The organism is Poseidonocella sp. HB161398 (genome assembly GCF_005870025.1).
Taxonomy (GTDB): domain Bacteria; phylum Pseudomonadota; class Alphaproteobacteria; order Rhodobacterales; family Rhodobacteraceae; genus Mangrovicoccus.
Window position 1 is genome coordinate 58,792 of the sequence record NZ_VATA01000015.1, and the last position, 18,857, is coordinate 77,648.

18 protein-coding genes are annotated in these 18,857 nt (G+C 67.9%); 3 read left to right on the forward strand and 15 right to left on the reverse strand.

The features are described 5' to 3' along the window. The first annotated feature begins 58 nt into the window (after positions 1–58). Complete coding sequence (locus FGX59_RS13655) at positions 59–1,432, forward strand: SLC13 family permease (RefSeq protein WP_138467184.1); 1,374 nt, start codon at positions 59–61, stop codon at positions 1,430–1,432. On the opposite strand, the gene FGX59_RS13660 is transcribed toward FGX59_RS13655, so the two are convergent. The 8 genes from FGX59_RS13660 to FGX59_RS13695 form a co-directional block, all read right to left on the reverse strand. Next, positions 1,429–2,790 (reverse strand): pectinesterase family protein, encoded by a 1,362-nt coding sequence (locus FGX59_RS13660; protein WP_138467186.1) that lies wholly within the window; start codon positions 2,788–2,790, stop codon positions 1,429–1,431. The two genes, FGX59_RS13655 and FGX59_RS13660, sit on opposite strands and share 4 nt — an antisense overlap. Beyond that, entirely contained in the window at positions 2,790–3,884 is a 1,095-nt protein-coding gene (locus FGX59_RS13665; RefSeq protein ID WP_138467188.1) for a glycoside hydrolase family 105 protein, read from the reverse strand. Before FGX59_RS13665 ends, FGX59_RS13660 begins: the two co-directional genes overlap by 1 nt. Continuing rightward, positions 3,878–5,386, reverse strand: coding sequence for a glycoside hydrolase family 28 protein (locus FGX59_RS13670; protein WP_138467190.1), 1,509 nt, complete (start codon positions 5,384–5,386; stop codon positions 3,878–3,880). The genes FGX59_RS13665 and FGX59_RS13670 overlap by 7 nt, the downstream gene beginning before the upstream one ends. A gap of 66 nt (positions 5,387–5,452) precedes the next feature. Further along, the gene (locus FGX59_RS13675) at positions 5,453–6,712 is read right to left on the reverse strand and encodes an ABC transporter substrate-binding protein (protein WP_138467192.1); all 1,260 of its coding nucleotides are present in this window, start codon (positions 6,710–6,712) and stop codon (positions 5,453–5,455) included. Positions 6,713–6,733: 21 nt separating this feature from the next. After that, positions 6,734–7,861, reverse strand: a complete 1,128-nt coding sequence (locus tag FGX59_RS13680; RefSeq protein WP_138467194.1) for an ABC transporter ATP-binding protein — start codon at positions 7,859–7,861, stop codon at positions 6,734–6,736. Next, entirely contained in the window at positions 7,861–8,709 is an 849-nt protein-coding gene (locus FGX59_RS13685) for a carbohydrate ABC transporter permease (RefSeq protein ID WP_370296008.1), read from the reverse strand. The genes FGX59_RS13680 and FGX59_RS13685 overlap by 1 nt, the downstream gene beginning before the upstream one ends. Positions 8,710–8,772: 63 nt before the next feature. Then, the gene (locus tag FGX59_RS13690; protein ID WP_138467198.1) at positions 8,773–9,657 is read right to left on the reverse strand and encodes a carbohydrate ABC transporter permease; all 885 of its coding nucleotides are present in this window, start codon (positions 9,655–9,657) and stop codon (positions 8,773–8,775) included. Next, positions 9,657–11,051, reverse strand: a complete 1,395-nt coding sequence (locus tag FGX59_RS13695) for an alpha-galactosidase (protein ID WP_138467200.1) — start codon at positions 11,049–11,051, stop codon at positions 9,657–9,659. Before FGX59_RS13695 ends, FGX59_RS13690 begins: the two co-directional genes overlap by 1 nt. Before the next feature lie 175 nt (positions 11,052–11,226). Here FGX59_RS13695 and FGX59_RS13700 point away from each other — a divergent pair, with 175 nt between their 5' ends. Together FGX59_RS13700 and FGX59_RS13705 are read left to right on the forward strand one after the other, a co-directional pair. After that, a complete protein-coding gene (locus FGX59_RS13700; protein ID WP_171060642.1) occupies positions 11,227–12,114 on the forward strand; it encodes an AraC family transcriptional regulator in 888 nt (295 codons plus the stop codon). Between the two features lie 93 nt (positions 12,115–12,207). Further along, a complete protein-coding gene (locus FGX59_RS13705) occupies positions 12,208–12,513 on the forward strand; it encodes a hypothetical protein (RefSeq protein WP_138467203.1) in 306 nt (101 codons plus the stop codon). Positions 12,514–12,515: 2 nt separating this feature from the next. Here FGX59_RS13705 and FGX59_RS13710 read toward each other — a convergent pair whose 3' ends face one another. The 7 genes from FGX59_RS13710 to FGX59_RS13740 are packed head-to-tail and all read right to left on the reverse strand — an operon-like array spanning position 12,516 to position 18,838. Next, complete coding sequence (locus FGX59_RS13710; protein ID WP_138467205.1) at positions 12,516–14,039, reverse strand: UxaA family hydrolase; 1,524 nt, start codon at positions 14,037–14,039, stop codon at positions 12,516–12,518. Positions 14,040–14,091: 52 nt separating this feature from the next. Further along, on the reverse strand, positions 14,092–14,841 hold the full coding sequence (kduD, locus tag FGX59_RS13715) for a 2-dehydro-3-deoxy-D-gluconate 5-dehydrogenase KduD (protein WP_138467207.1): 750 nt from the start codon (positions 14,839–14,841) through the stop codon (positions 14,092–14,094). Continuing rightward, positions 14,841–15,668 (reverse strand): 5-dehydro-4-deoxy-D-glucuronate isomerase, encoded by an 828-nt coding sequence (gene kduI, locus FGX59_RS13720; protein ID WP_138467208.1) that lies wholly within the window; start codon positions 15,666–15,668, stop codon positions 14,841–14,843. The genes kduD and kduI overlap by 1 nt, the downstream gene beginning before the upstream one ends. Positions 15,669–15,684: 16 nt before the next feature. Continuing rightward, positions 15,685–15,993: a cupin domain-containing protein gene (locus tag FGX59_RS13725; protein WP_138467210.1), complete on the reverse strand. Its 309-nt coding sequence runs from the start codon at positions 15,991–15,993 to the stop codon at positions 15,685–15,687. A 31-nt stretch (positions 15,994–16,024) separates the two neighbouring features. Beyond that, on the reverse strand, positions 16,025–17,305 hold the full coding sequence (locus tag FGX59_RS13730) for a TRAP transporter large permease (RefSeq protein ID WP_138467211.1): 1,281 nt from the start codon (positions 17,303–17,305) through the stop codon (positions 16,025–16,027). A 1-nt stretch (position 17,306) separates the two neighbouring features. Next, on the reverse strand, positions 17,307–17,813 hold the full coding sequence (locus FGX59_RS13735) for a TRAP transporter small permease (protein ID WP_138467213.1): 507 nt from the start codon (positions 17,811–17,813) through the stop codon (positions 17,307–17,309). A 50-nt stretch (positions 17,814–17,863) separates the two neighbouring features. Beyond that, a complete protein-coding gene (locus FGX59_RS13740; protein ID WP_138467215.1) occupies positions 17,864–18,838 on the reverse strand; it encodes a TRAP transporter substrate-binding protein in 975 nt (324 codons plus the stop codon). Between the last annotated feature and the right edge of the window lie 19 nt (positions 18,839–18,857).

Consider the following 18,857-nt stretch of genomic DNA (forward strand, 5'->3'; position numbering starts at 1 on the left):
CTTTCCCCCGAACGGACGCTTGGCTATCCAGTGCCCGCACCGAAGAAGGAAAGCGCCCATGACATACGGCAGGCAGATCCTGATGGCCGCCATCGCCGCGCTGGCCCTGGCGCTGGCGCTGCGCCCGCCCGCGGCGCTCGATCCGCTGCAGGCGCGGACCCTGGCGGTGGTGATCGTCACGCTCGGGCTCTGGGCGACCTCGCTCGTGCCGCCCTTCCTGACCGCGATGGGCTTCTTCGCCGCGCTGCTGATCTCGGGGCTGGCCCCGCCCGAGCTGGTCTTCTCGGGCTACACCTCGGCGGCGATCTGGCTCGTCACCTCGGGCTTCGTCATCGGCAAGGCGATCCAGGTCACCGGGCTGGGGCAGCGGCTGGCCGAGGCCGCCGCGCCGCACCTGTCGCGCAGCTATCCGATGCTGATCGGCGGGCTGATGCTGATGGGCACGGTGCTCGGCTTCCTGATGCCCTCCTCGGTGGGCCGCGCGATGCTGCTGGTGCCGATCGGCATGGCGCTTGCCGACACGCTGGGGCTGGAGCCGGGCAGCCGGGGCCGCACCGGTGTCGCCGTCTGCATCGCCTTCGCCGCCAATATCCCGGGCTTCGCCATCCTGCCCGCGAACCTGCCCAACATGGTGCTGACCGGGGCCGCCGACAGCATCCTCGACGTCCATTTCGGCTATGCCGACTACCTGATGCTGCATTTCCCGATCCTCGGTCTCGGCCGCTGCGTGCTGCTGGTCGCGCTGATCCTGCGGCTCTTCCCGGCCGAGACCGTGCCGCACCAGCCCGCGCCCGCTGCCGGGATGGAGGCCGGGCGGCGCCAGCTCTGGCTGATGGCGATCCTGCTGGTGACGCTGCTCTTCTGGACGACCGACCGGGTGCACGGGATCAACCCCGCCTGGGTCGGGCTTGCCGCGGCGGTGGTGCTGCTCCTGCCGAAGACCGGCTTCGTCACCCCGGCGCAGTTCCGCGAGTCCGCCGATTTCCCGACGCTGCTCCTGGTCTCGGGCGTTCTGGGCCTCGGCGCGGTGGTCAGCCATGCCGGGCTGGGCGCGGTTCTGGCCGATCTGGTCAGCTCGGTCCTGCCGATGGCGCCGGGGCGCGACTTCCTGAATTTCGTCTCGCTGTCGCTGCTGTCGACGCTGACGGCGGTGATCGCCACCATGCCGGGCGTGCCGGCGGTGCTGACCCCGCTGGCCGGGCAGCTGGCCGAGCAGACCGGGCTGCCGGTGGAGACGGTGCTGATGACCCAGGTCATCGGCTTCTCCACCGTGCTCCTGCCCTACCAGGCGCCGCCGGTGCTGATCGCGCTCGGCCTCGCCAAGGAGCCGCCGCGGGTGATCGTCAAGGCGCTCCTGATCCTCGCCGCCTTCACCTTCCTGGTGCTGGTGCCGCTCGATTTCCTCTGGTGGCGCCTGCTCGGCTGGATCTAGCTGCGGCTGCCGTATTCGCCCAGCCAGGGCTCTTCCGGGTCGAGATCGCCGTAATCCAGCCCCTCGGCCGCCAGCCAGGGCCCGAGCAGCCGCAGGAAATCCGCCGGGCCGGTCTGCACCGGGCGGAAGCGGGGATGCCAGGGTGCGGCGCGGTAGCGCCCCTCGGGATCGCGGTCGCCGCCATTCCAGTCGCCCCAGGGCGCCGTGGCATGGACATGCGCGCCGATCCGCGAGTTCAGCACCACGCATTTGCCGACGGATTCCAGTGTCTCCCGGCTGATCGTGCCCGAGGGCGGATCATAGGCGGAGGCATCGCCAAGCCGGCAGGAGAAGCCCGCGACCGGCGAGCTGCCATAGGGCGTGGCGCGCACCCCCTCGAACCATTGCCGCCCGAGCTGGAACCGCCCCGCCAGCGCCCGGTCGCTGCCGTCATGGGCGAAGTCGCAATCGTCGAAGACGAAGCCGTAGGCCGCGCGGATATTCGTCGCGGGCGCGGTCGCCCAGGCCATCTCCGCCCGGCTGCCGCGCGAGCGGATGGTGCAGCCCTGGAACCAGGCCGTGGCCTGGCCGAAGATGAAATCGACATCGCCCTCGATCTCGCAACCCTCGAGGCAGGCGCGCACGGTGCCGTGTTTCGGGCCCTGCAGGTAGAGCGTGTCCTGGAAGCTCGAGAGCCGCAGCCCGGTGGCATGCAGCCGGTCCGCCCCGGCCGAGAGCAGCGCGACCGCCTGGTGCTGGCCGCTGCCGGCCTGGCCCAGGGCGTTGAAGGAGGTCGGCTTGTCCATCGCCTCGGGACGGTCGCAATTATAGCCGTTCGACACCGCGAAGCCCGAAAGCCGCGTGCCGTCCGCCTCGACGCGCAGTACCGAGGCATTGGCGGTGGTGATCTTGTCCCGCGCCGCGATCCGCTCGAAGATCGCGCGGGTCTCCGCGCCCGCCCCCTCGAACTGGGCGGCGAAGCGGCGGCGGTATTCTTCGCCGGTCATCTCGGCGTCGATCACGTCCGCCAGCTCGGCGCCCTCGCCCTCGATCGCGAAACTCAGCCAGCCCGTGCCGACCCGCACTTTCGGCAGGTAGACAAGGCCCGGATGCGCGCCGGGCGCCAGGCGGAGGACGATGCGGCGCGGCTCGCCCGCGGCCTTCGCCGCGGCAATCGCCGCCTCCACCGCGCGCTGCACCGTGCCCGGCGCGCCCGGCGTGACGGTGATCGCGGGCGGGGCGTAGGCCAGGGCCGCCGGATCCCAGTGATCGGCGGTCTCCGCGCCGAAGCGGCCCGCCCGCGCCAGCACCTGGCCGCGGGTGAAGCGCGCCGCCTGCGCCTCGCTCAGCACGGGGCGCGCCGGGGTCTCGTCCAGCATCAGGCCACCTGCGCGCGCGCCGCGCCCGCCTGGCGGTCGAGATGGGCGGCATAGCTCATCATCAGCGGCCCGACGCCCTTGATGTCATCGGCCACCCGCCGCTCGGTCAGGTAGTACTCGGCCGAGCCGTCGCGGAAGCGGTTCTCGAAATAGCCCAGCCCCGCGACCTCGCAGATCTCGGCCATCTCCTGGCCGCCATCCTCGCGTTCGCGCACCACCTTGGCGGCGAGGATGTCGAACAGCCCCTCGGGCGGCTCGGCGGCAAGGCCCAGCCCCGCGCCCTTCTCCAGCGCATAGACGAACATCGCCGAGGCCGAGCTTTCCTCGTAATTGCCCTCCAGATCGGGGCGGTCGATCACCTGCAGCCAGAGCCCGCCGGGCACGCGCAGCTCGGCGATCCGCGCCAGCAGCGCCCGGGTCCGCGCCTCGAGCGGGCGGAAGCGCTCGGGTCCCGCCAGATCGGCGATATCCACCAGCGCCATCGCCAGCCAGCCGAGCGCGCGAGACCAGTGCGCCTTGTTATGGCCGGTCTCGGGGTCCGACCAGGGCTGCTTGCGCGCCTCGTCCATCGCATGGGCATAGAGCCCGGTCGCCGCGACCTGCGTCATCTCCAGTGCGGTGGCCACCTGCGCGATCGCGTCCTCGACCAGCGCCTCCTCGCCGGTCTTCAGCCCGTAGCCGATCTGGAAGGGCGCGCCCATGTAGAGCCCGTCGAGCCAGACCTGCCATGGATAGCGCAGCTTGTGCCAGTAGACGCCGGAGCGCGTCCGCGGATGGGTCGCGAGCTGGTCGATCAGGATCGCCGCGGCCTTCATGTATTTCGGATCGCCCGTCACCTCGTCGAGATAGAGCAGCGCCTTTCCCGACATGACGTTGTCGATATTGTAGTCCGACAGGCTGTAGCCCGCGAGGCCCGTGCCGTCGCCGATCTGGGCGTCGACGCGCGCCTGCAGCTCGTCGAGCCAGCGCGCCTCGCCGGTGGCGCGGTGCAAGAGCTCCAGCCCGCGGTAGAGGCAGCCATCCTCGTAGCACCACGGCCCGCCCTTGTAGGGCGTGTAGCGGGCGGTGAAGGCGGCGAAATAGTCGGTCAGCATGGCTCGGAGTCCTTCGTCGTCTCAAGTATCTCGATCTCGCCGGTCACCTCGGCGAAGTCCGCGCGGATCGTCTCGTGGCGCGCGGGCGCCTGTCCCAGCGCCATCAGCGGCACCTCGGCCACCGCCTCCGGGTCGAAGCTGGCGCGGACGCGTTCCAGCACGATGCCGCGGATCGGCCGCTCGGGCAGGCCCAGGAGCGCCACGACCGCCAGGCGGACACCGGTCGCGGTCACGTCGCGGAAGGTGATGTCGCCGATCAGCGGCGTGGTCTCGTCGACCGTCGCGGGGGCGCGGCTCTGCACCCAGTCGTCGCGGCCGTCGGGGTCGCAGAAATAGAAGGCATTGGCGGCAAACGGCGTGGGCACGTCCTGCATCGCCACATGGTCGAGCGTCACGCGGGCGACCTTGCCGCCCCGGCCGCGCCGCGTCTTGATCCTTAGCCCGCGATCGGTGCCCTCGAAGCTGCAGGCCGAGATCGTCACGTCGGTGATCTCGCCCGACATCTCGGATCCGAGCACCACGGCGCCATGGCCGCGCTCCATATGGCAGTGCGTGATTGCCAGCCGGCGGGTCGGCGCCAGATGGTCCGCCTGCCCCGGCGCGCGCTTGCCGGCCTTGACCGCGATGCAGTCGTCGCCGACCGAGAAATGCAGCCCCGCCAGCGTCACGTCCTCGCAGCTTTCGGGATCGAACCCGTCGGTATTGGGGCTGTCGGGCGGGTTCTGGATGAAGAGCCCCGCGGCGGTCAGCCGGTCGCAGCGGAAGGGATGCACCGTCCAGCTGGGCGAATTGCGGATGGTCAGGCCCGAGAGCTCGACATCCGGGGAATGGGCGAGGAACAGCGTCCGCGGACGGCGGGCGCCCTCGCGGGTCTCCTTCGGCCAGCTCCACCAGTCGCCGCGGTCGCCGCCGCCGTCGATGGTGCCGCGGCCGGTGATCTTCAGCCCCGCGCAGTCGATCGCGGTCACGACCGAGGCGAAGGAGGTTGCGGGCAGGCCCTCCCAGGTGCCGACGACCCGGCCCTGCGCGTCGCGCGCGGGCAGCTGAGGCCAGCCGGCGCGCTCGCCCTTGCCGGCAAGCTCGGCGCCTTCGGGCAGCCAGAAGGTGATGCCGGGCTTCAGGAAGATCGGCCCCGTAAGATAGCGGCCGCGGGGCAGCATCAGCGTGCCGCCCTCGGGCGTCGCGGCGACCGCCGCGGCCAGGGCGGCGGCATTGTCGGGCGCGGCTTCGTCCAGCCCATGATCCCCGGCATCGACCAGCCCCGCGCAGCGCGGCGTCGCGAAATCCAGGTCGCCCAGGTCGCTGTCGAAAAGGTAGTCATGGCCGGGCAGCAGATCCTCGAGGAAGACCGGCGCGGTGGTGGCCGTGCCCTCGTAGTAGATCACGCCGTCGCGGCTGAGCCGCCAGGCGACGGGATGCTGCAGCCGGTAGAGCGCGCCCGGAGGCGACAGCAGGATCGTGGCCGTGCGGCCGGACAGGGTGGCAAGGCGGGGAGCGGTCATCGGGAGCGCCTTCTGGAAGAAAGAGCGGGGCGCGGCAGCGGACCGCCGCGCCCCCGGGGAGGAACCTCAGGACTTGATGTCGTCGAGCGCTTCCTGGATGGCGTAGATCATCTCGTCGGCGGCGGTTTCCGCGTCGATTTCGCCATAGGCGAAGAGCTCGAGATTGTCCTCCATCGCGGAGCGGACATCGGGGTGTTCCATGTAGGGGTGGATGGCCGGGCCCTCGGCGTCGATCACCAGCTCCTGCGCCTCGATCTGCATCGGCTTCAGCACGCCGGACTCGGTCAGCTGCGTCAGCGCCGCCTTGGAGGCGGGGACGCCGCGGGCGGAGCCCATGGCGGCGATGCCCTCGGGCTCGTTCAGCAGGCAGTTGACGATCTCGGCCGCGGCTTCGGGATTGTCGGAATGCTTGGAGATGGCGAAGACCATCGAGGCCTTGCGGTAGACGCCTTCGGTCTTCTCGCCCGCCTGGTCGATGATGCCGGTATAGACCAGCTCCTGCCCCTCCTCCATCGGATCGGAGATCTTGAAGTAGGTGCTGTCCCACTGGTAGCTGCCGCCGATCTCGCCCTTGGTCCATTTCGGGTATTCGTGGATCGGCAGGTTGCCCGCGGCCAGCACGTCCGACCAGGGCTGGATCACGTGGTTGTCGACCAGCTTCTGGTAGAAGGTGATCGCGTCGGCGAGCTCTTCGACCGACCACAGGATCTCGTTGGTTTCGGGGTCGATCAGCGGCTTGCCGGTCTTCTGCGTGCCGTAGAGCGTCACCAGCAGCGTGCCGTCGAGCGCGATGCCCTCGAACGGGTAGTAGGCGTCGCCCAGCTTCTCCTGGAAGATCGGGCCGGCGGCCAGCAGGTCGTCCCAGGTCTTCGGCAGCTCCAGCCCGGCCTTGTCATAGGTGGTCTTGTTGAAGACGAAGAGCCGTCCCGTGGTCGAGACCGGCAGGCCGTTCAGCACGCCGTTGCGGCGCCCGGCTTCCAGCTGCTCGGGGGTCCAGTTCGACAGGTCGATCGCGTCGAACTGCTCCAGGTCGGCGAAGCCGTCGCCGCGCGCCGAGAAGATCGGCAGCCAGGGCCAGTTGATCTGCATGATGTCCGCCTCGGTCCGGCCCGCGATCTGGGTCGCGACCTTCTCGAAATGGCCCTGCCAGCCGGTGAATTCCGGCTTGATCGTGTGGCCGTGCTTCTCGCCGCAGACCTTGAGCGCCTCCTGCGTGGCCAGGTGGCGGCTGTCGCCGCCCCACCAGCTCATCCTGAGCTCTGCCGCCTGGGCGGACCCGGCGAGGGCCGTGGTGGCAAGGGCGAGGCCCATCAGTGCCGTTTTCATCCTGTTTCCTCCCTTGGATGGTCAGTTGAGCTGTCCCCTGAGCGAGACATTCTCGCCCGAGGAGACATCGAAGACATGCGCATGGCCGCCCGAGACGGTCAGCCCGACCTTGTCGCCGCGCTGTGTCGCGCGGTCGAAAGCCTCGGAGGGCACCACCGCGACGAAGGCGGCGTTGCCGACCTTGGCGTGCAGGTTCACCTCGTGGCCCATGAACTCGATATTGGTCACGGTGCCGGTCAGGCTGTTGGGGCTGCCCGCGGGGACGACGCCCAGATGCTGCGGCCGGATGCCGAGCGTGACGGGTCCGTCCTGGCAGTAGAGCCTGCGTGCCAGCTCGTCGCCCGCATCGATCGTCTGCCCGTCGAGCGTCACCTGCGCGCCGAGCCCGCGGGTCAGCACGACCGGGACGAGGTTCATCTCGGGCATGCCGATGAAGCCCGCGACGAAGGCGTTTGCCGGCCGTTCGTAGAGCGTCACCGGATCGGCGACCTGCATGATATGGCCGTCCTTCATCACGCAGATGCGGTCGCCCATGGTCATCGCCTCGACCTGGTCATGGGTCACGTAGACCACCGTCGCCGGGCGCCCCTCGGCCTTCAGCCGCTTGTGCAGGTCGGTGATCCTGACCCGCATCGCGGCGCGCAGCTTGGCGTCGAGGTTCGACAGCGGCTCGTCGAAGAGGAAGACATCCGGGTGCTTGATCAGCGCGCGCCCCACCGCGACCCGCTGCGCCTGCCCGCCGGAGAGCTGCTTCGGCAGCCGGTCGAGAAGCTTCTCGATCTCGAGGATTTCCGACACCTCGCCGGTCGCCGTGGCGATCTCGTCCTTGGGCTTGCCCCTGAGCTGCAGGCCGAAGCCCAGGTTGCGGCGCACTTTCATATGCGGATAGAGTGCGTAGTTCTGGAACACCATGGCGATGCCGCGCTTGCCCGGGACGAGGTCGTTGACCACGTTGTCGCCGATGCGGATCTCGCCGCCGGTGACGGTCTCGAGCCCGGCGATCATCCGCAGCGTGGTGGACTTGGCGCAGCCCGAAGGCCCCACCAGCACCATGAATTCGCCTTCCTGGACATCGAGGTTGATCCCGTGGACCGCCTTGAAGCCGTTGCCGTAGGTCTTCTCGACCCCTTTGAGTTGAAGTTCAGCCATCAGCCTTTGACTCCTCCGGACGAGATGCCTTCGATGAAGTATTTCTGTGCCATGAAGAACACGATGAGAGACGGGGCGAGCGCGAGGACCGACATTGCGAGGATCTGGTTCCAGGCAAAGGCCTCGGTCGTGTCGATGGAGAGCTTGAGCGCCAGGCTCACCGGGTATTTCTCGACCGACGAGATGTAGATCAGCGGCCCGAGGAAGTCGTTCATCGTCCACATGAACTGGAACAGGCAGACCGAGATCAGCGCGGGCATCAGCATCGGCACCACGATGTAGATCAGCGTCTGCAGCGTGGTCGCGCCGTCGACCCGGGCGGCCTCCTCCATGTCGCGCGGGATGGCGCGCAGGAACTGGATCACCATGAAGACGAAGAACGCGTCGCCCGCCAGTGCCGAGGGCACCCAGAGCGGCAGGAAGCTGTCGAGCCAGCCGATGTCGCGGAACAGCAGGTACTGCGGGATCCGCGTGACCACGTTCGGCAGGAGCAGCGTCGCGATGACGGTCATGAACAGGAACTTCTTGCCCGGGAACTCGAAGCGGGCGAAGCCGTAGGCCACCAGCGTGCAGGAGATCGCCGTGCCGATGGTCTTGGGGATGATGATCCACATCGTGTTCACGAAGAACCGGCCGAACGTGTAGGGCGTCGAGGTCTGCCAGCCTTCGATATAGCCCGAGATCGTCGGGTTCTTCGGCCAGAACCCGGCCGAGGAGAACATCTCGGCATTGGTCTTGAAGGAGGCGCCGACCAGCCAGATCAGCGGGTAGATCATGATCAGCCCGACGATGGTCAGCAGGCTGTAGCGCAGGATCGAGGAGCGCAGCGCCTTGCGGCGGTGCTTCAGCTCGATGGCGGTCGGCGGCTCGGAGCCTTTCCGGACGGGGATGTCGGTAATGGCGGCCATGGATCAGCTCCTCTTGTCGCCGGCGTAGTAGACCCACTTCTTGGACGACCAGAAGGCGATGAGGGTCAGGACCATGATGATGGCGAAGAGCACCCAGGCGATGGCGGAGGCATAGCCCATGTCGAAGCTCTTGAAGGCCTTGTCGTAGATGTAGAGCGGCAGCAGGTAGGTGGATTTCATCGGGCCGCCATCGGTGATGATGTAGGGGCCGTTGAACTCCTGGAACGCCTGGACCGTCTGCATGATGAGGTTGAAGAAGATCACCGGGGTGATCAGCGGCAGGGTGATGTGGCGGAAGATCTTCCACGGGCCCGCGCCGTCGATGGCCGCGGCCTCGTAGAGCGACTTGTCCACCGATTGCAGCGCGGCGAGGAAGATCACCATGGCCGAGCCGAACTGCCAGCAGCGCAGCAGCGTGATGGTGAAGAGCGCGTTGGTGGGATCGCCGAACCAGTTGATCGGATCGATCCCCAGGCTGCCCAGCATGATGTTGACCAGCCCGGTATCGGCGAAGATGTAGCGCCACAGCACCGCGATCGCCACCGAGCCGCCGAGGATCGAGGGCACGTAGTAGGCGGTGCGGAAGAGGTTGATCGCCTTCAGCCGGTAGTTCAGCACGACCGCGATGAAGAGCGCGAAGGCCAGCTTCAGCGGCACGGTCGAGAAGACGTAGATCAGCGTGACCTTCAGCGACTTGTCGAAGGTCCGGTCGCGGGTGAAGAGCTTCTCGTAGTTGTGCAGGCCCACCCATTCCGGCTTGTTGAGCAGGTCGTAGTCGGTGAAGCTGAGATAGAAGGATGCGAGGAACGGGAACGCCGTGAAGAGCAGCAGCCCGATCACGTAGGGCGATACGTACCACAGCCCCATCCATTTGCTTTCGCCACCCATCATGCGGCTCCTTTCAGGGTCTCGGGAATCCAGGCGCCGGTGGCGGCGATCATCTCCTGGAACAGGCTCCGCGCCCGCGCCTCGCCGAGAGGCGCCACCAGCGGATCGGAAGAGAAGAGCGGGAAGAGCGCGCCCGCCTCGCCTGCCATCACGGCATCGAGAAGCGCGCTCTGGCGGGCCGCGTGATCCGCGGCGACGGCCTCGAGCGCGGGCGGCAGCCGTCCGGCCATGACCGGCGTCGCGCCGAGCCCGGAGAAGACCGCATTGGTCTCCACCACCGCGCCCTGGGGCAGCCCCGCGATCTGCCCGCGATTGGGCAGGTTGACGTTCGACACGAAGGGCTCGCCGGCGCAGAGCGCGACGATCTGGTCGACCAGCGCCTCGTCCGAGCGCTCTGGCGCCGGAACGCCCCCGCCCGCGGCCAGCGCCTCGGCGCGGGTGCGCTTGGCGGCCTGCTCGCGCTGCCGGTACTCTACCGGGGTCAGCCCGAAGCTCCAGCGCGCGGCATCATCGAGATACTCGGCGGCGGGCAGGAACTCCGCCAGGTGCCGGTCGCCTGCTGCCGCGGGGATGCCGAAGCGGCGGAAGAGGTCGAACTTCACCTTCGAGCGGTCGCCGAAATAGCGTTCGTGCTCGTCCGCCGGATCGGGCTCCGCCGCGACCCAACCCGATGCGGCATGGGCGCGGGCGAAGTCGCGATAGGCCGGCAGCATGTCCCGGCCCCTCAGCGCGATCCGGTCGGCGAAGGTGAAATGGTTGATCCCCAGGACATTCGCCTCGACATCGCGATGGCTGTAGCGCTCTGCGCCCGCCTCGCGGTTGGCGATCCAGGCGACCTGCTTTCTCAGCTTCGTCACCTCGTGGCATTCGCCCCAGGCGCGGATCCCGGGGAAGGCGCGGTAGAGCGCGCCGGTCAGGACGCTCATCGGGTTGGTCAGGTTGCAGACATGGGCCTCCGGCGCGTGCAGCGCGATGGCGCGGCCGATCTCCGCCAGCATCGGGATGGCGCGCATCGCCCGCAGGAAGCCGCCCGGCCCCACCGTGTCGCCGACCGACTGCGCGATGCCGTAGCGCGCCGGGATGCCGATATCCTGCGCCATGTCCTCGAACCGGCCGGGCAGGATCGAGACCACGACGATCTCCGCCCCGGCCAGCGCTTCGGCCAGACTGCCGCTGGCCAGGTAGCGCGCGGGCGTTCCCGCCGAGGCGGCGCCAAAGCGGGCGCCCATCGCGGCATTGCGCCGGGCGGCGGCGCCGTCGAGGTCGTAGAGGCGGACCTCGGCCGCGAGGCGCCGGTCCTGGGCCAGGTCGGCCATCAGCTTCGGCGCCCAGTTCAGCGAGCCGCCGCCGATATAGGCGATCCGGACGGGAATTCTGTCTTCGCAATGGGTCATGGCAACGGTCTGCGGCTGCACGGACGCGCGGCCCGGCCGAAACGGCGGGCGGTCCTGCACCTGAAGCTCCTCCCTTGTACCGGGCTCCCCCGCCCGGGCTTCATGGTTATGATTCCATGAACAGAGGCTAATATGGCTTGCCATGACGGTCCCATGCCGGGTATCGGATAAAAAGATGGAGAAAACCGAACATTTCCCGCTCTCGCTCATGCCGATGCGCTCATTGTCGCTCCGGCTGGCACGATCGGCGATCAAGATGCGGCACAATTCGCGCTGGCGCATCGACAAGCTGAACCCGGTGCATGACCTGGTGATGCCGCTCACCGGGCGCGGCCGCTACTGGATCGGCGAGGACGAATTCACGCTGGAGCCCGGCGAGGCGATGCTGGTCCCGGCCTATCTGCGCTTCCGCGGGCGGCATGACTGCGGGGCGGAGGAATATACCGGCGTGGCGCAGCATTTCATGCTGGATCTCTTCGGCCGCGGCGACGTGATCGCGCAGATGCGGCTGGCGCGGAAGGCGCGCTTCGCCGACTGGGAGGCGCTGCAGCCGCTGGTGCGCCACTACCGGGAATCGACCTCGCGGGCGAATACCACGCTGAGCCAGCACCACGCCTTCATGGTGCTGCTTCTGGCCCATCTCGAGGCCGCCTTCGAGGGCTGGAAAACCGACGACACCGCGCCCGAAAGCCAGGACCAGCTGTCGCTCCACATCATGTTCGTGGCCTCGCGGCTGAGTTCGGACCCGCTCGGCGCGGGCGTCGAGGACGCGCTGGCCAGCGTGCCCTACAATGCCGACTACTTCCGCCGGGCCTTCCGTGACCGGATGGGCATGACGCCGAAGAAGTTCCGCGAACTCAAGAGGATGGAGTTTGCCGCCAACCGGCTCGGCATGGGGCTCTCGGTCAAGGAGGCGGCCCTGGAGCTCGGCTTCGCCGACCCGTATTTCTTCAGCCGCATGTTCAAGCAGTATATCGGCGACAGCCCCTCGCGCTACCGGCTGGCCAAAAGCGCGGTGCCGCCGCCCGGCTCGGACGCCTCGGGCGAGCCGGTCCGCCCCTGACCCTGCCGCCTTAACCATTTGGCAAGGATGTGATGGCCCGTGCGACCCCGGAAGGTACAATTCAGGGAGAATTTGATCTTCCGGAGCCGAGCCATGCATGTCCAGACCCTGTCGAGCGTCCTGATGCGCGATCTGCTGCGGCCCGCCGGGCTGACGCCCTGCTTCGGCGAGGAGGCGCGCGCAGGGCTCCTGCTGGAGCATTTCGACCGCGAGCGCCGCATGGCCGGCGAGGTGCTGCAGAATATCGAGGCGCTGGCCGACTGCCTCGGCGAATACCTGGCCGAGTACCAGGCGGGCCGCCGCAGCGCCGAGGCGCTCGCCGCCGAGCTCCGCTGCATGCTGGAGGTCATCGACATGGAGCTGCGCTATGACGAGGCCGAGGCGATGACCCGCCGCTAGCGCTACATCACCGCGCCGATCTGCCAGGGCAGGAACTCGTTGTCTCCGAGCCCCAGGAGTTCGCTCTTGGTCTTCTGCCCCGAAGCGGTGGCGATGACGGCCTCGAGGATCTCGCGGCCCTTCTCCTGCAGGGCCACGCCGCGGCTGACGATATCGCCGCAATTGAGGTCCATGTCCTCGGGCATTGCCTGGTAGAGCGCGTCATTCGTTGCCACCTTGATCGTCGGCGCGGGTTTCGACCCGAAGGCCGAGCCGCGCCCCGTGGTGAAGACCAGAAGCTGCGCGCCGCCGGCGATCTGCCCCGTCGCCGACACCGGATCATAGCCCGGCGTGTCCATGAAAACCAGGCCCGGGGTCCGGATCTGCTGGCCATAGGCCAGCACGTCGCGAAGGGGGGTCGATCCCGCCTTCGCGACGGCCCCCAGCGATTTCTCCAGGATCGTGGTCAGCCCGCCCGCCTTGTTGCCCGGGCTCGGATTGTTGTCGAGCGAGCCGCCGTTCATCGCCGCGTACTCTTCCCACCAGCGGATCCGCTCCAGAAGTTTCTCCGCGATCTCAGGGCTTTCCGCCCGGCGCAGCAGCAATTCCTCGGCGCCGAAGATCTCCGGTGTCTCCGACAGGACCACCGTCGCGCCGAGCCCCACCAGCATGTCGCAGGCCACGCCGAGCGCCGGATTGGCCGATATCCCGGAATATCCATCCGAACCGCCGCATTGCAGCGCCAGCGCCAGGCCCGACACCGGGCAGTCGCTGCGCTCCGCGCGGTTCACCTCGGGCAGCATCTCGCGGATCTTCTCCGCGATCAGCGCCACCGTCGCGCGGGTGCCGCCATTCTCCTGGATGGTCAGCCCGTGGAAGCGTTCGCTGCCGGTCGCCTCGAACATCTGCTTCATCCGGGCGATCTGCATCACCTCGCAGCCGAGCCCGACGAAGATCGCCGCGCCGACATTGGGATGGGTGGCATGGCCCCAGAGCACCCGCTGCAGGTTCTCCCAGCCCGGGCCTTCATTGTTCATGCCGCAGCCGGTGCCATGGGCGAAGGCCACCACCCCGTCGACATTGGGATAGTCCGCGAGGATGCCGGACCGCATCACCTCGTCCGCCGCCTGGCGGATCACCGTGGCCGAGCAGTTCACCGTCGCCACCAGCGCGATCATGTTGCGCGTGCCCACCCGCCCGTCGGCGCGGCGGTAGCCGCGGAAGGTCCGGGGCGCCATCTCCGGCACCGCCTTGCGGGCGGCCTCCAGCTCGGCGCCGATCTGGTAGTCCCGCCCATGCGCCCCGATCTCGCAATTATGGCTATGGACATGGGCACCTTCGGGAATGTCCATGGTTGCGTAGCCGATCACCTGCCCGAATTTCCGGATCGCGTCGCCTTTCGCGATCGGATGGCGCGCCAGCTTGTGCCCCGGCGAGACCGGCGCCCCGAGCGCCGCGCCGCGGCCCAGAGGGGTCTCTCCCGCCTTGGCGCGGGTGGTGACGATGGCGACATCGTCGCGCGGATCGAGCAGGATCGGATCGGACATGGGTCGGGTCTCCGGTTATGGCAGGGCGCGCCTCCGCGCCCTGCCGGAAGGGTCAGCGCGCCAGCCAGCCGCCATCGACATTCAGCACGGCGCCGGTGACGTATTTCGCGGCCGGCGAGGCCAGGAAGCAGACGGCGCCGGCGATATCCTCGGGCTCGCCCCAGCGGCCTGCCGGGATGCGCTCGAGGATCTGGCGCGACCGGTCCTCGTCCGCGCGCAGCGCCGAGGTGTTGTTGGTCGCGATATAGCCCGGCGCCACCGCGTTCACGGTGATGCCGTCCTGCGCCCATTCATTGGCGAAGATCTTGGTCAGGCCCGCCACGCCGTGCTTCGACGCGGTATAGCCCGGCACCCGGATCCCGCCCTGGAAGCTCAGCAGCGAGGCGATATTGACGATGCGCCCGCCCTCGCCCTTGGCGATCGCCTGCTTGCCGAAGGCCTGGCAGAGCAGGAAGACCGCCTTGAGATTGACGTTCATCACCTCGTCCCAGTCCAGCTCGGAATGCTTGACCGAGTCCTCGCGGCGGATGATGCCGGCATTGTTGACCAGGATGTCGAGCGGCGCGACGCTTTCCAGCGCGGCCACCCCGGCATGCGGGTCCGACAGGTCGACCAGCAGCGTCTCGCCGGTGCCGCCGATCCCGGTGATCATTTCCACGGTCTCGTCGCAGGCCCGGCGCCCGGCGGCGATGACATGGGCCCCGCGTTCCGCGAGACCCACGGCGATCGCCTGGCCGATGCCGGTATTCGCGCCCGTCACCAGGGCGCGCTTGCCGTCGATCCGGAAAGGGTCTGCCGCCATCAGCGCAGCTCGTCCATGGCGACCATGTCCATGTCGGTGAAGTCGGTATTGTCGCCGGCCATCGCCCAGCAGAAGGTGTAGCTGCCGGTGCCCGCGCCCGAATGGATCGACCAGGGCGGCGAGATCACGGCCTCTTCGCTCGACATGACGATATGGCGGGTCTCGTTCGGCTCGCCCATGAAGTGGAAGACGCGGGAGCCCTCGTCGAGGTCGAAATACAGGTACGCCTCCATCCGGCGGTCATGCAGGTGGGCCGGCATGGTGTTCCACAGGCTGCCCGGCAGGAACTGGGTGTAGCCCATGGTCAGCTGGCAGGTCTCCTGGACGTCGGGATGCAGGAACTGGATGATGACGCGCTCGTTGGCGGTGTCCTTCGAGCCCAGCTCGACCCGCTTTGCGTCCGCGGGCTTGATCAGCCGGGTCGCGATGGCGCGGTGCGCCGGGGTGCAGACCAGGTAGAAGCGGCCGGCGCCCGAGAACTCGACCGGGCCCGCGCCCATGCCGATATAGAGCACGTCGCCCTTCTCCATCTCGTAGCTTTCGCCGCCGACGGTGACGGTGCCGGCTTCGGGGCCGATATTCAGCACGCCCATCTCGCGGCGCTCCAGCACGGTCTTGGTGCCGGTGTTCTGCACCTCGTCGATCACGATCGGGCTGCCCGCGGGCACGACGGAGCCGAGGATCATCCGGTCGTAATGCGAATAGGTCAGCTTGGCCTCGCCGGGGACGAAGAGCCCGCCGACATGGAACTCGTCGCGCAGCCCGTCGGTATCGAGCGTCTTGGTGGTGCGGGGGTCGATCGCGTGGCGGATGTCGACTTGGGTCATTGGGAGAGTCTCCTCCTTACAGGAAATCGTCACGTCGGGGGGTGAAGCAGTCGATCAGCTCGCCGTCCTCGAGGCAGACGCAGCCATGCGTCGCCCCGGACGGGATCACGAAGCTGTCGCCCGGCCCGATCTCTGTGGTCTCTTCGCCGATGGTGAAGGCGAAGCGGCCGGTTTTCACATAGGTCGACTGCACATGCGGGTGGCTGTGCAGCGCCCCTTCCGCATCCTTGGAGAAGCGGAAGGAGACAACCATCAGTTCAGGCGCGTCGGCCAGAACCTGTCTGGTAACTCCGCCGAGGTCGACGGGCGGAAAGACATTAGTCATCGGACACCTCCATTGATCTGTATGACAGCCTTTACCGGAAAACCGCGGGAAGCCAAAGCGAAAGTGCCGGGACATAAGTGACCAGGATCAGCGTCGCGAAGGCGGCGAAGTAGAAGGGCCAGATCGTCCGCATCGCCTGGCCGATGCCGATATTGCCGACCGCGCAGCCGACGAACAGCACCGATCCGACCGGCGGCGTGCACAGCCCGATGCCGAGATTGAGGATCAGGATGATGCCGAACTGCACCGGATCGACCCCGAAGGCCTGTGCCACCGGCAGGAAGATCGGCGTGGTGATCACGATCAGCGGGCTCATGTCCATGAAGGTGCCCAGCACCAGCAGGCTGATATTGATCAGCAGCAGGATCACCAGCGGGTTGTCGGAGAAGTTCTGCAGGAACTCCACCATCGAGGCCGGGACCTTCAGGAAGGCCAGCAGCCAGCCGAAGGCCGCCGCGCAGCCGATCACCAGGAGCACCATCGCCGTGGTGCGCACCGCGCCCAGCGTCGCCTCGACGAAGTCGCGCCAGGACAGCGAGCGGTAGGCGAAGAGCGTCACGAAAAGCGCGTAGACCACCGCGATGCAGGAGCTCTCCGAGGCGGTGAAGATGCCCGAGCGCACGCCGCCGAAGATGATCGCGACCAGGATCAGCCCCGGCACCGCCGAGAGGAACAGCGCCCCCAGCATCCGGCCGCCCGGGAAGGGCTCCGTCGGATAGCCGCGGCGCTTGGCCACGAACCAGGCGGCGACCATCAGGCTCAGCGCCAGCAGCAGCCCCGGGATGATCCCGGCGGTGAAGAGATCGGCGATCGACAGCCGCCCGCCCGCCGAGATCGAGTAGATGATCAGGTTGTGCGAGGGCGGCAGCATCAGCGCGATGATCGACGAGGTCACGGTGACATTGACGGCGTAGTCGGTGTCGTAGCCGCGCTTCTCCATCTGCGGGATCATCAGCCCGCCGATGGCGGAGGCATCCGCCGCGGCCGAGCCGGAGATGCCGCCGAAGAGGCACGAGGCCAGGATGTTCACCTGCCCCAGCCCGCCCTTGAGATGGCCGACCATGGCGCCCGCCAGCGCGACGAGGCGCCGCGCGATGTCGCCGCGGACCATCAGCTCGCCCGCGTAGATGAAGAACGGGATCGCCATCAGCGCGAAGACCGAGACGCCGGAATTCAGCCGCTGGAAGACGATGACCGGCGGCAGGCCCATGTAGAGCACGGTGAAGAAGCTGGAGACGCCGAGGCAGAAGGCCACGGGCGTGCCGATCAGCAGCAGGAAGGTGAAGCTTCCGAAGAGAATCCAGAGTTCCATGTCAGTGTTCCGCCGTTTCGCCGAAGCGCGAGGTCGGAAGGCCCGCGGCGCGGCGCGCCAGGCGCTCCACCGAGAAGAGCACCACCAGGACCCCGCCCGATATGATCGGCAGGAAGCTGACCGCGCCCGAGAAGCCCAGCGACGGGATGGTCGTCCCGGCGGTCTTCGCGGCGAGCTGCCAGCCATAGATCACCATCCCCGCCCCGAAGGCGGTCACGACGATGTCGGAAATCGAGTAGAGGACCAGCTTGACCCGGTCGGGCAGCAGGTAGAGCAGCACCTCGAAGCTCAGATGGTAGCCCTCGCGGATGCCCACCGCGGCGCCGAGCAGGATGAACCAGCCCATCACCAGGATCGCGGCCGGCTCGGTCCAGATCAGGCTGTCGTTCAGCACGTAGCGGAAGAACACCTGGGCGGCGATCATCGCGGTCATCAGCACCAGGCCGATGCCCGAGATCCACAGCCCGATCCGGGCGATGATCCCGGTTATTCTTGCAACAGTTTCCATCCCCTGCCCCTTAAGGAAGGGGGCCGCCGTGCTGGCGGCCCCGGTCTGGCTCACTCGGTGGCCTGGATGCGCTCGACCAGATCCTTGAGCTTGTCGGAGGTCACGTGCTTCTCGTAGACCGGCTTCATCGCCTCGATGAACGGGGTCTTGTCGATGTCGGTGATGACCTCGACGCCGGCGTCGATAACCTTCTGCTCGGAGGCCGCCTCGCGCTCTTCCCAGAGCTCGCGCATCACCGGCACGCTGTCCTTCGCCGCCTGGCGGACCAGCTCCTGGTCCTCCGGGCTCAGCTTGTCCCAGGTCAGCTTCGACATCACCAGCACTTCGGGCACGATCAGGTGCTGGTCGAGCGTGTAGTACTTGGCGACCTCGAAATGGCCGGAGGATTCATAGGAGGGCCAGTTGTTCTCGGCGCCGTCGATCACGCCGGTCTGGATCGAGGAATAGACCTCGCCATAGGGCAGCGGCGTCGCGTTGGCGCCAAGCGCCGAGACCATGTCGACGAAGATGTCGGACTGCATGACGCGGAACTTCATCCCCGCCAGATCCGCCATCGAGGTGATCGGCTTCTCGGAATTGTAGAAGCTGCGCGAGCCGCCGTCGTAGAAGGCCAGGCCGACCAGGTCATGCGCTTCGAAGGCGGCCAGGATCTCGTCGCCGATTGGGCCGTCCATCACGTGGTGCATGTGCTCCACCGAGCGGAACACGTAGGGCAGCGAGACGACCTGGGTTTCCTCGATGATGTTGTTGAACGGACCCATCGAGACGCGGTTCATGTCGATGACGCCGAACTGGGTCTGCTCGATCGTGTCCTTCTCCTCGCCCAGCTGGGCGGAGTGGAACACCTCGACGCACAGGCGTCCGTCGCTGCGCTCTTCGAGAAGCTTGCCCATCTCCTGGACGGCCAGCACGGTCGGGTAGCCTTCGGGATGGGTGTCCGACGAGCGGAACGTGGTCTCGCAGGCCGTTGCGGCGGTTGCGATCGCGGAGCCGGCCAGAAGCGCGGCAGTCAGTGTCAGTTTCATGGTCTTCCTCCCCTGATGA

Bases quoted from the DNA above. Each gene is read 5' to 3' on its own strand.
- FGX59_RS13665 (WP_138467188.1), bottom strand. From the start codon at position 3,884: ATGCTGACCGACTATTTCGCCGCCTTCACCGCCCGCTACACGCCCTAC.
- FGX59_RS13660 (WP_138467186.1), bottom strand. From the start codon at position 2,790: ATGCTGGACGAGACCCCGGCGCGCCCCGTGCTGAGCGAGGCGCAGGCG.
- FGX59_RS13670 (WP_138467190.1), bottom strand. From the start codon at position 5,386: ATGACCGCTCCCCGCCTTGCCACCCTGTCCGGCCGCACGGCCACGATC.
- FGX59_RS13705 (WP_138467203.1), top strand. From the start codon at position 12,208: ATGCATGTCCAGACCCTGTCGAGCGTCCTGATGCGCGATCTGCTGCGG.
- FGX59_RS13655 (WP_138467184.1), top strand. From the start codon at position 59: ATGACATACGGCAGGCAGATCCTGATGGCCGCCATCGCCGCGCTGGCC.
- FGX59_RS13690 (WP_138467198.1), bottom strand. From the start codon at position 9,657: ATGGGTGGCGAAAGCAAATGGATGGGGCTGTGGTACGTATCGCCCTAC.
- FGX59_RS13700 (WP_171060642.1), top strand. From the start codon at position 11,227: ATGGAGAAAACCGAACATTTCCCGCTCTCGCTCATGCCGATGCGCTCA.
- FGX59_RS13680 (WP_138467194.1), bottom strand. From the start codon at position 7,861: ATGGCTGAACTTCAACTCAAAGGGGTCGAGAAGACCTACGGCAACGGC.
- FGX59_RS13725 (WP_138467210.1), bottom strand. From the start codon at position 15,993: ATGACTAATGTCTTTCCGCCCGTCGACCTCGGCGGAGTTACCAGACAG.
- FGX59_RS13735 (WP_138467213.1), bottom strand. From the start codon at position 17,813: ATGGAAACTGTTGCAAGAATAACCGGGATCATCGCCCGGATCGGGCTG.
- FGX59_RS13710 (WP_138467205.1), bottom strand. From the start codon at position 14,039: ATGTCCGATCCGATCCTGCTCGATCCGCGCGACGATGTCGCCATCGTC.
- FGX59_RS13730 (WP_138467211.1), bottom strand. From the start codon at position 17,305: ATGGAACTCTGGATTCTCTTCGGAAGCTTCACCTTCCTGCTGCTGATC.
- FGX59_RS13740 (WP_138467215.1), bottom strand. From the start codon at position 18,838: ATGAAACTGACACTGACTGCCGCGCTTCTGGCCGGCTCCGCGATCGCA.
- kduI (WP_138467208.1), bottom strand. From the start codon at position 15,668: ATGACCCAAGTCGACATCCGCCACGCGATCGACCCCCGCACCACCAAG.
- FGX59_RS13695 (WP_138467200.1), bottom strand. From the start codon at position 11,051: ATGACCCATTGCGAAGACAGAATTCCCGTCCGGATCGCCTATATCGGC.
- kduD (WP_138467207.1), bottom strand. From the start codon at position 14,841: ATGGCGGCAGACCCTTTCCGGATCGACGGCAAGCGCGCCCTGGTGACG.
- FGX59_RS13675 (WP_138467192.1), bottom strand. From the start codon at position 6,712: ATGAAAACGGCACTGATGGGCCTCGCCCTTGCCACCACGGCCCTCGCC.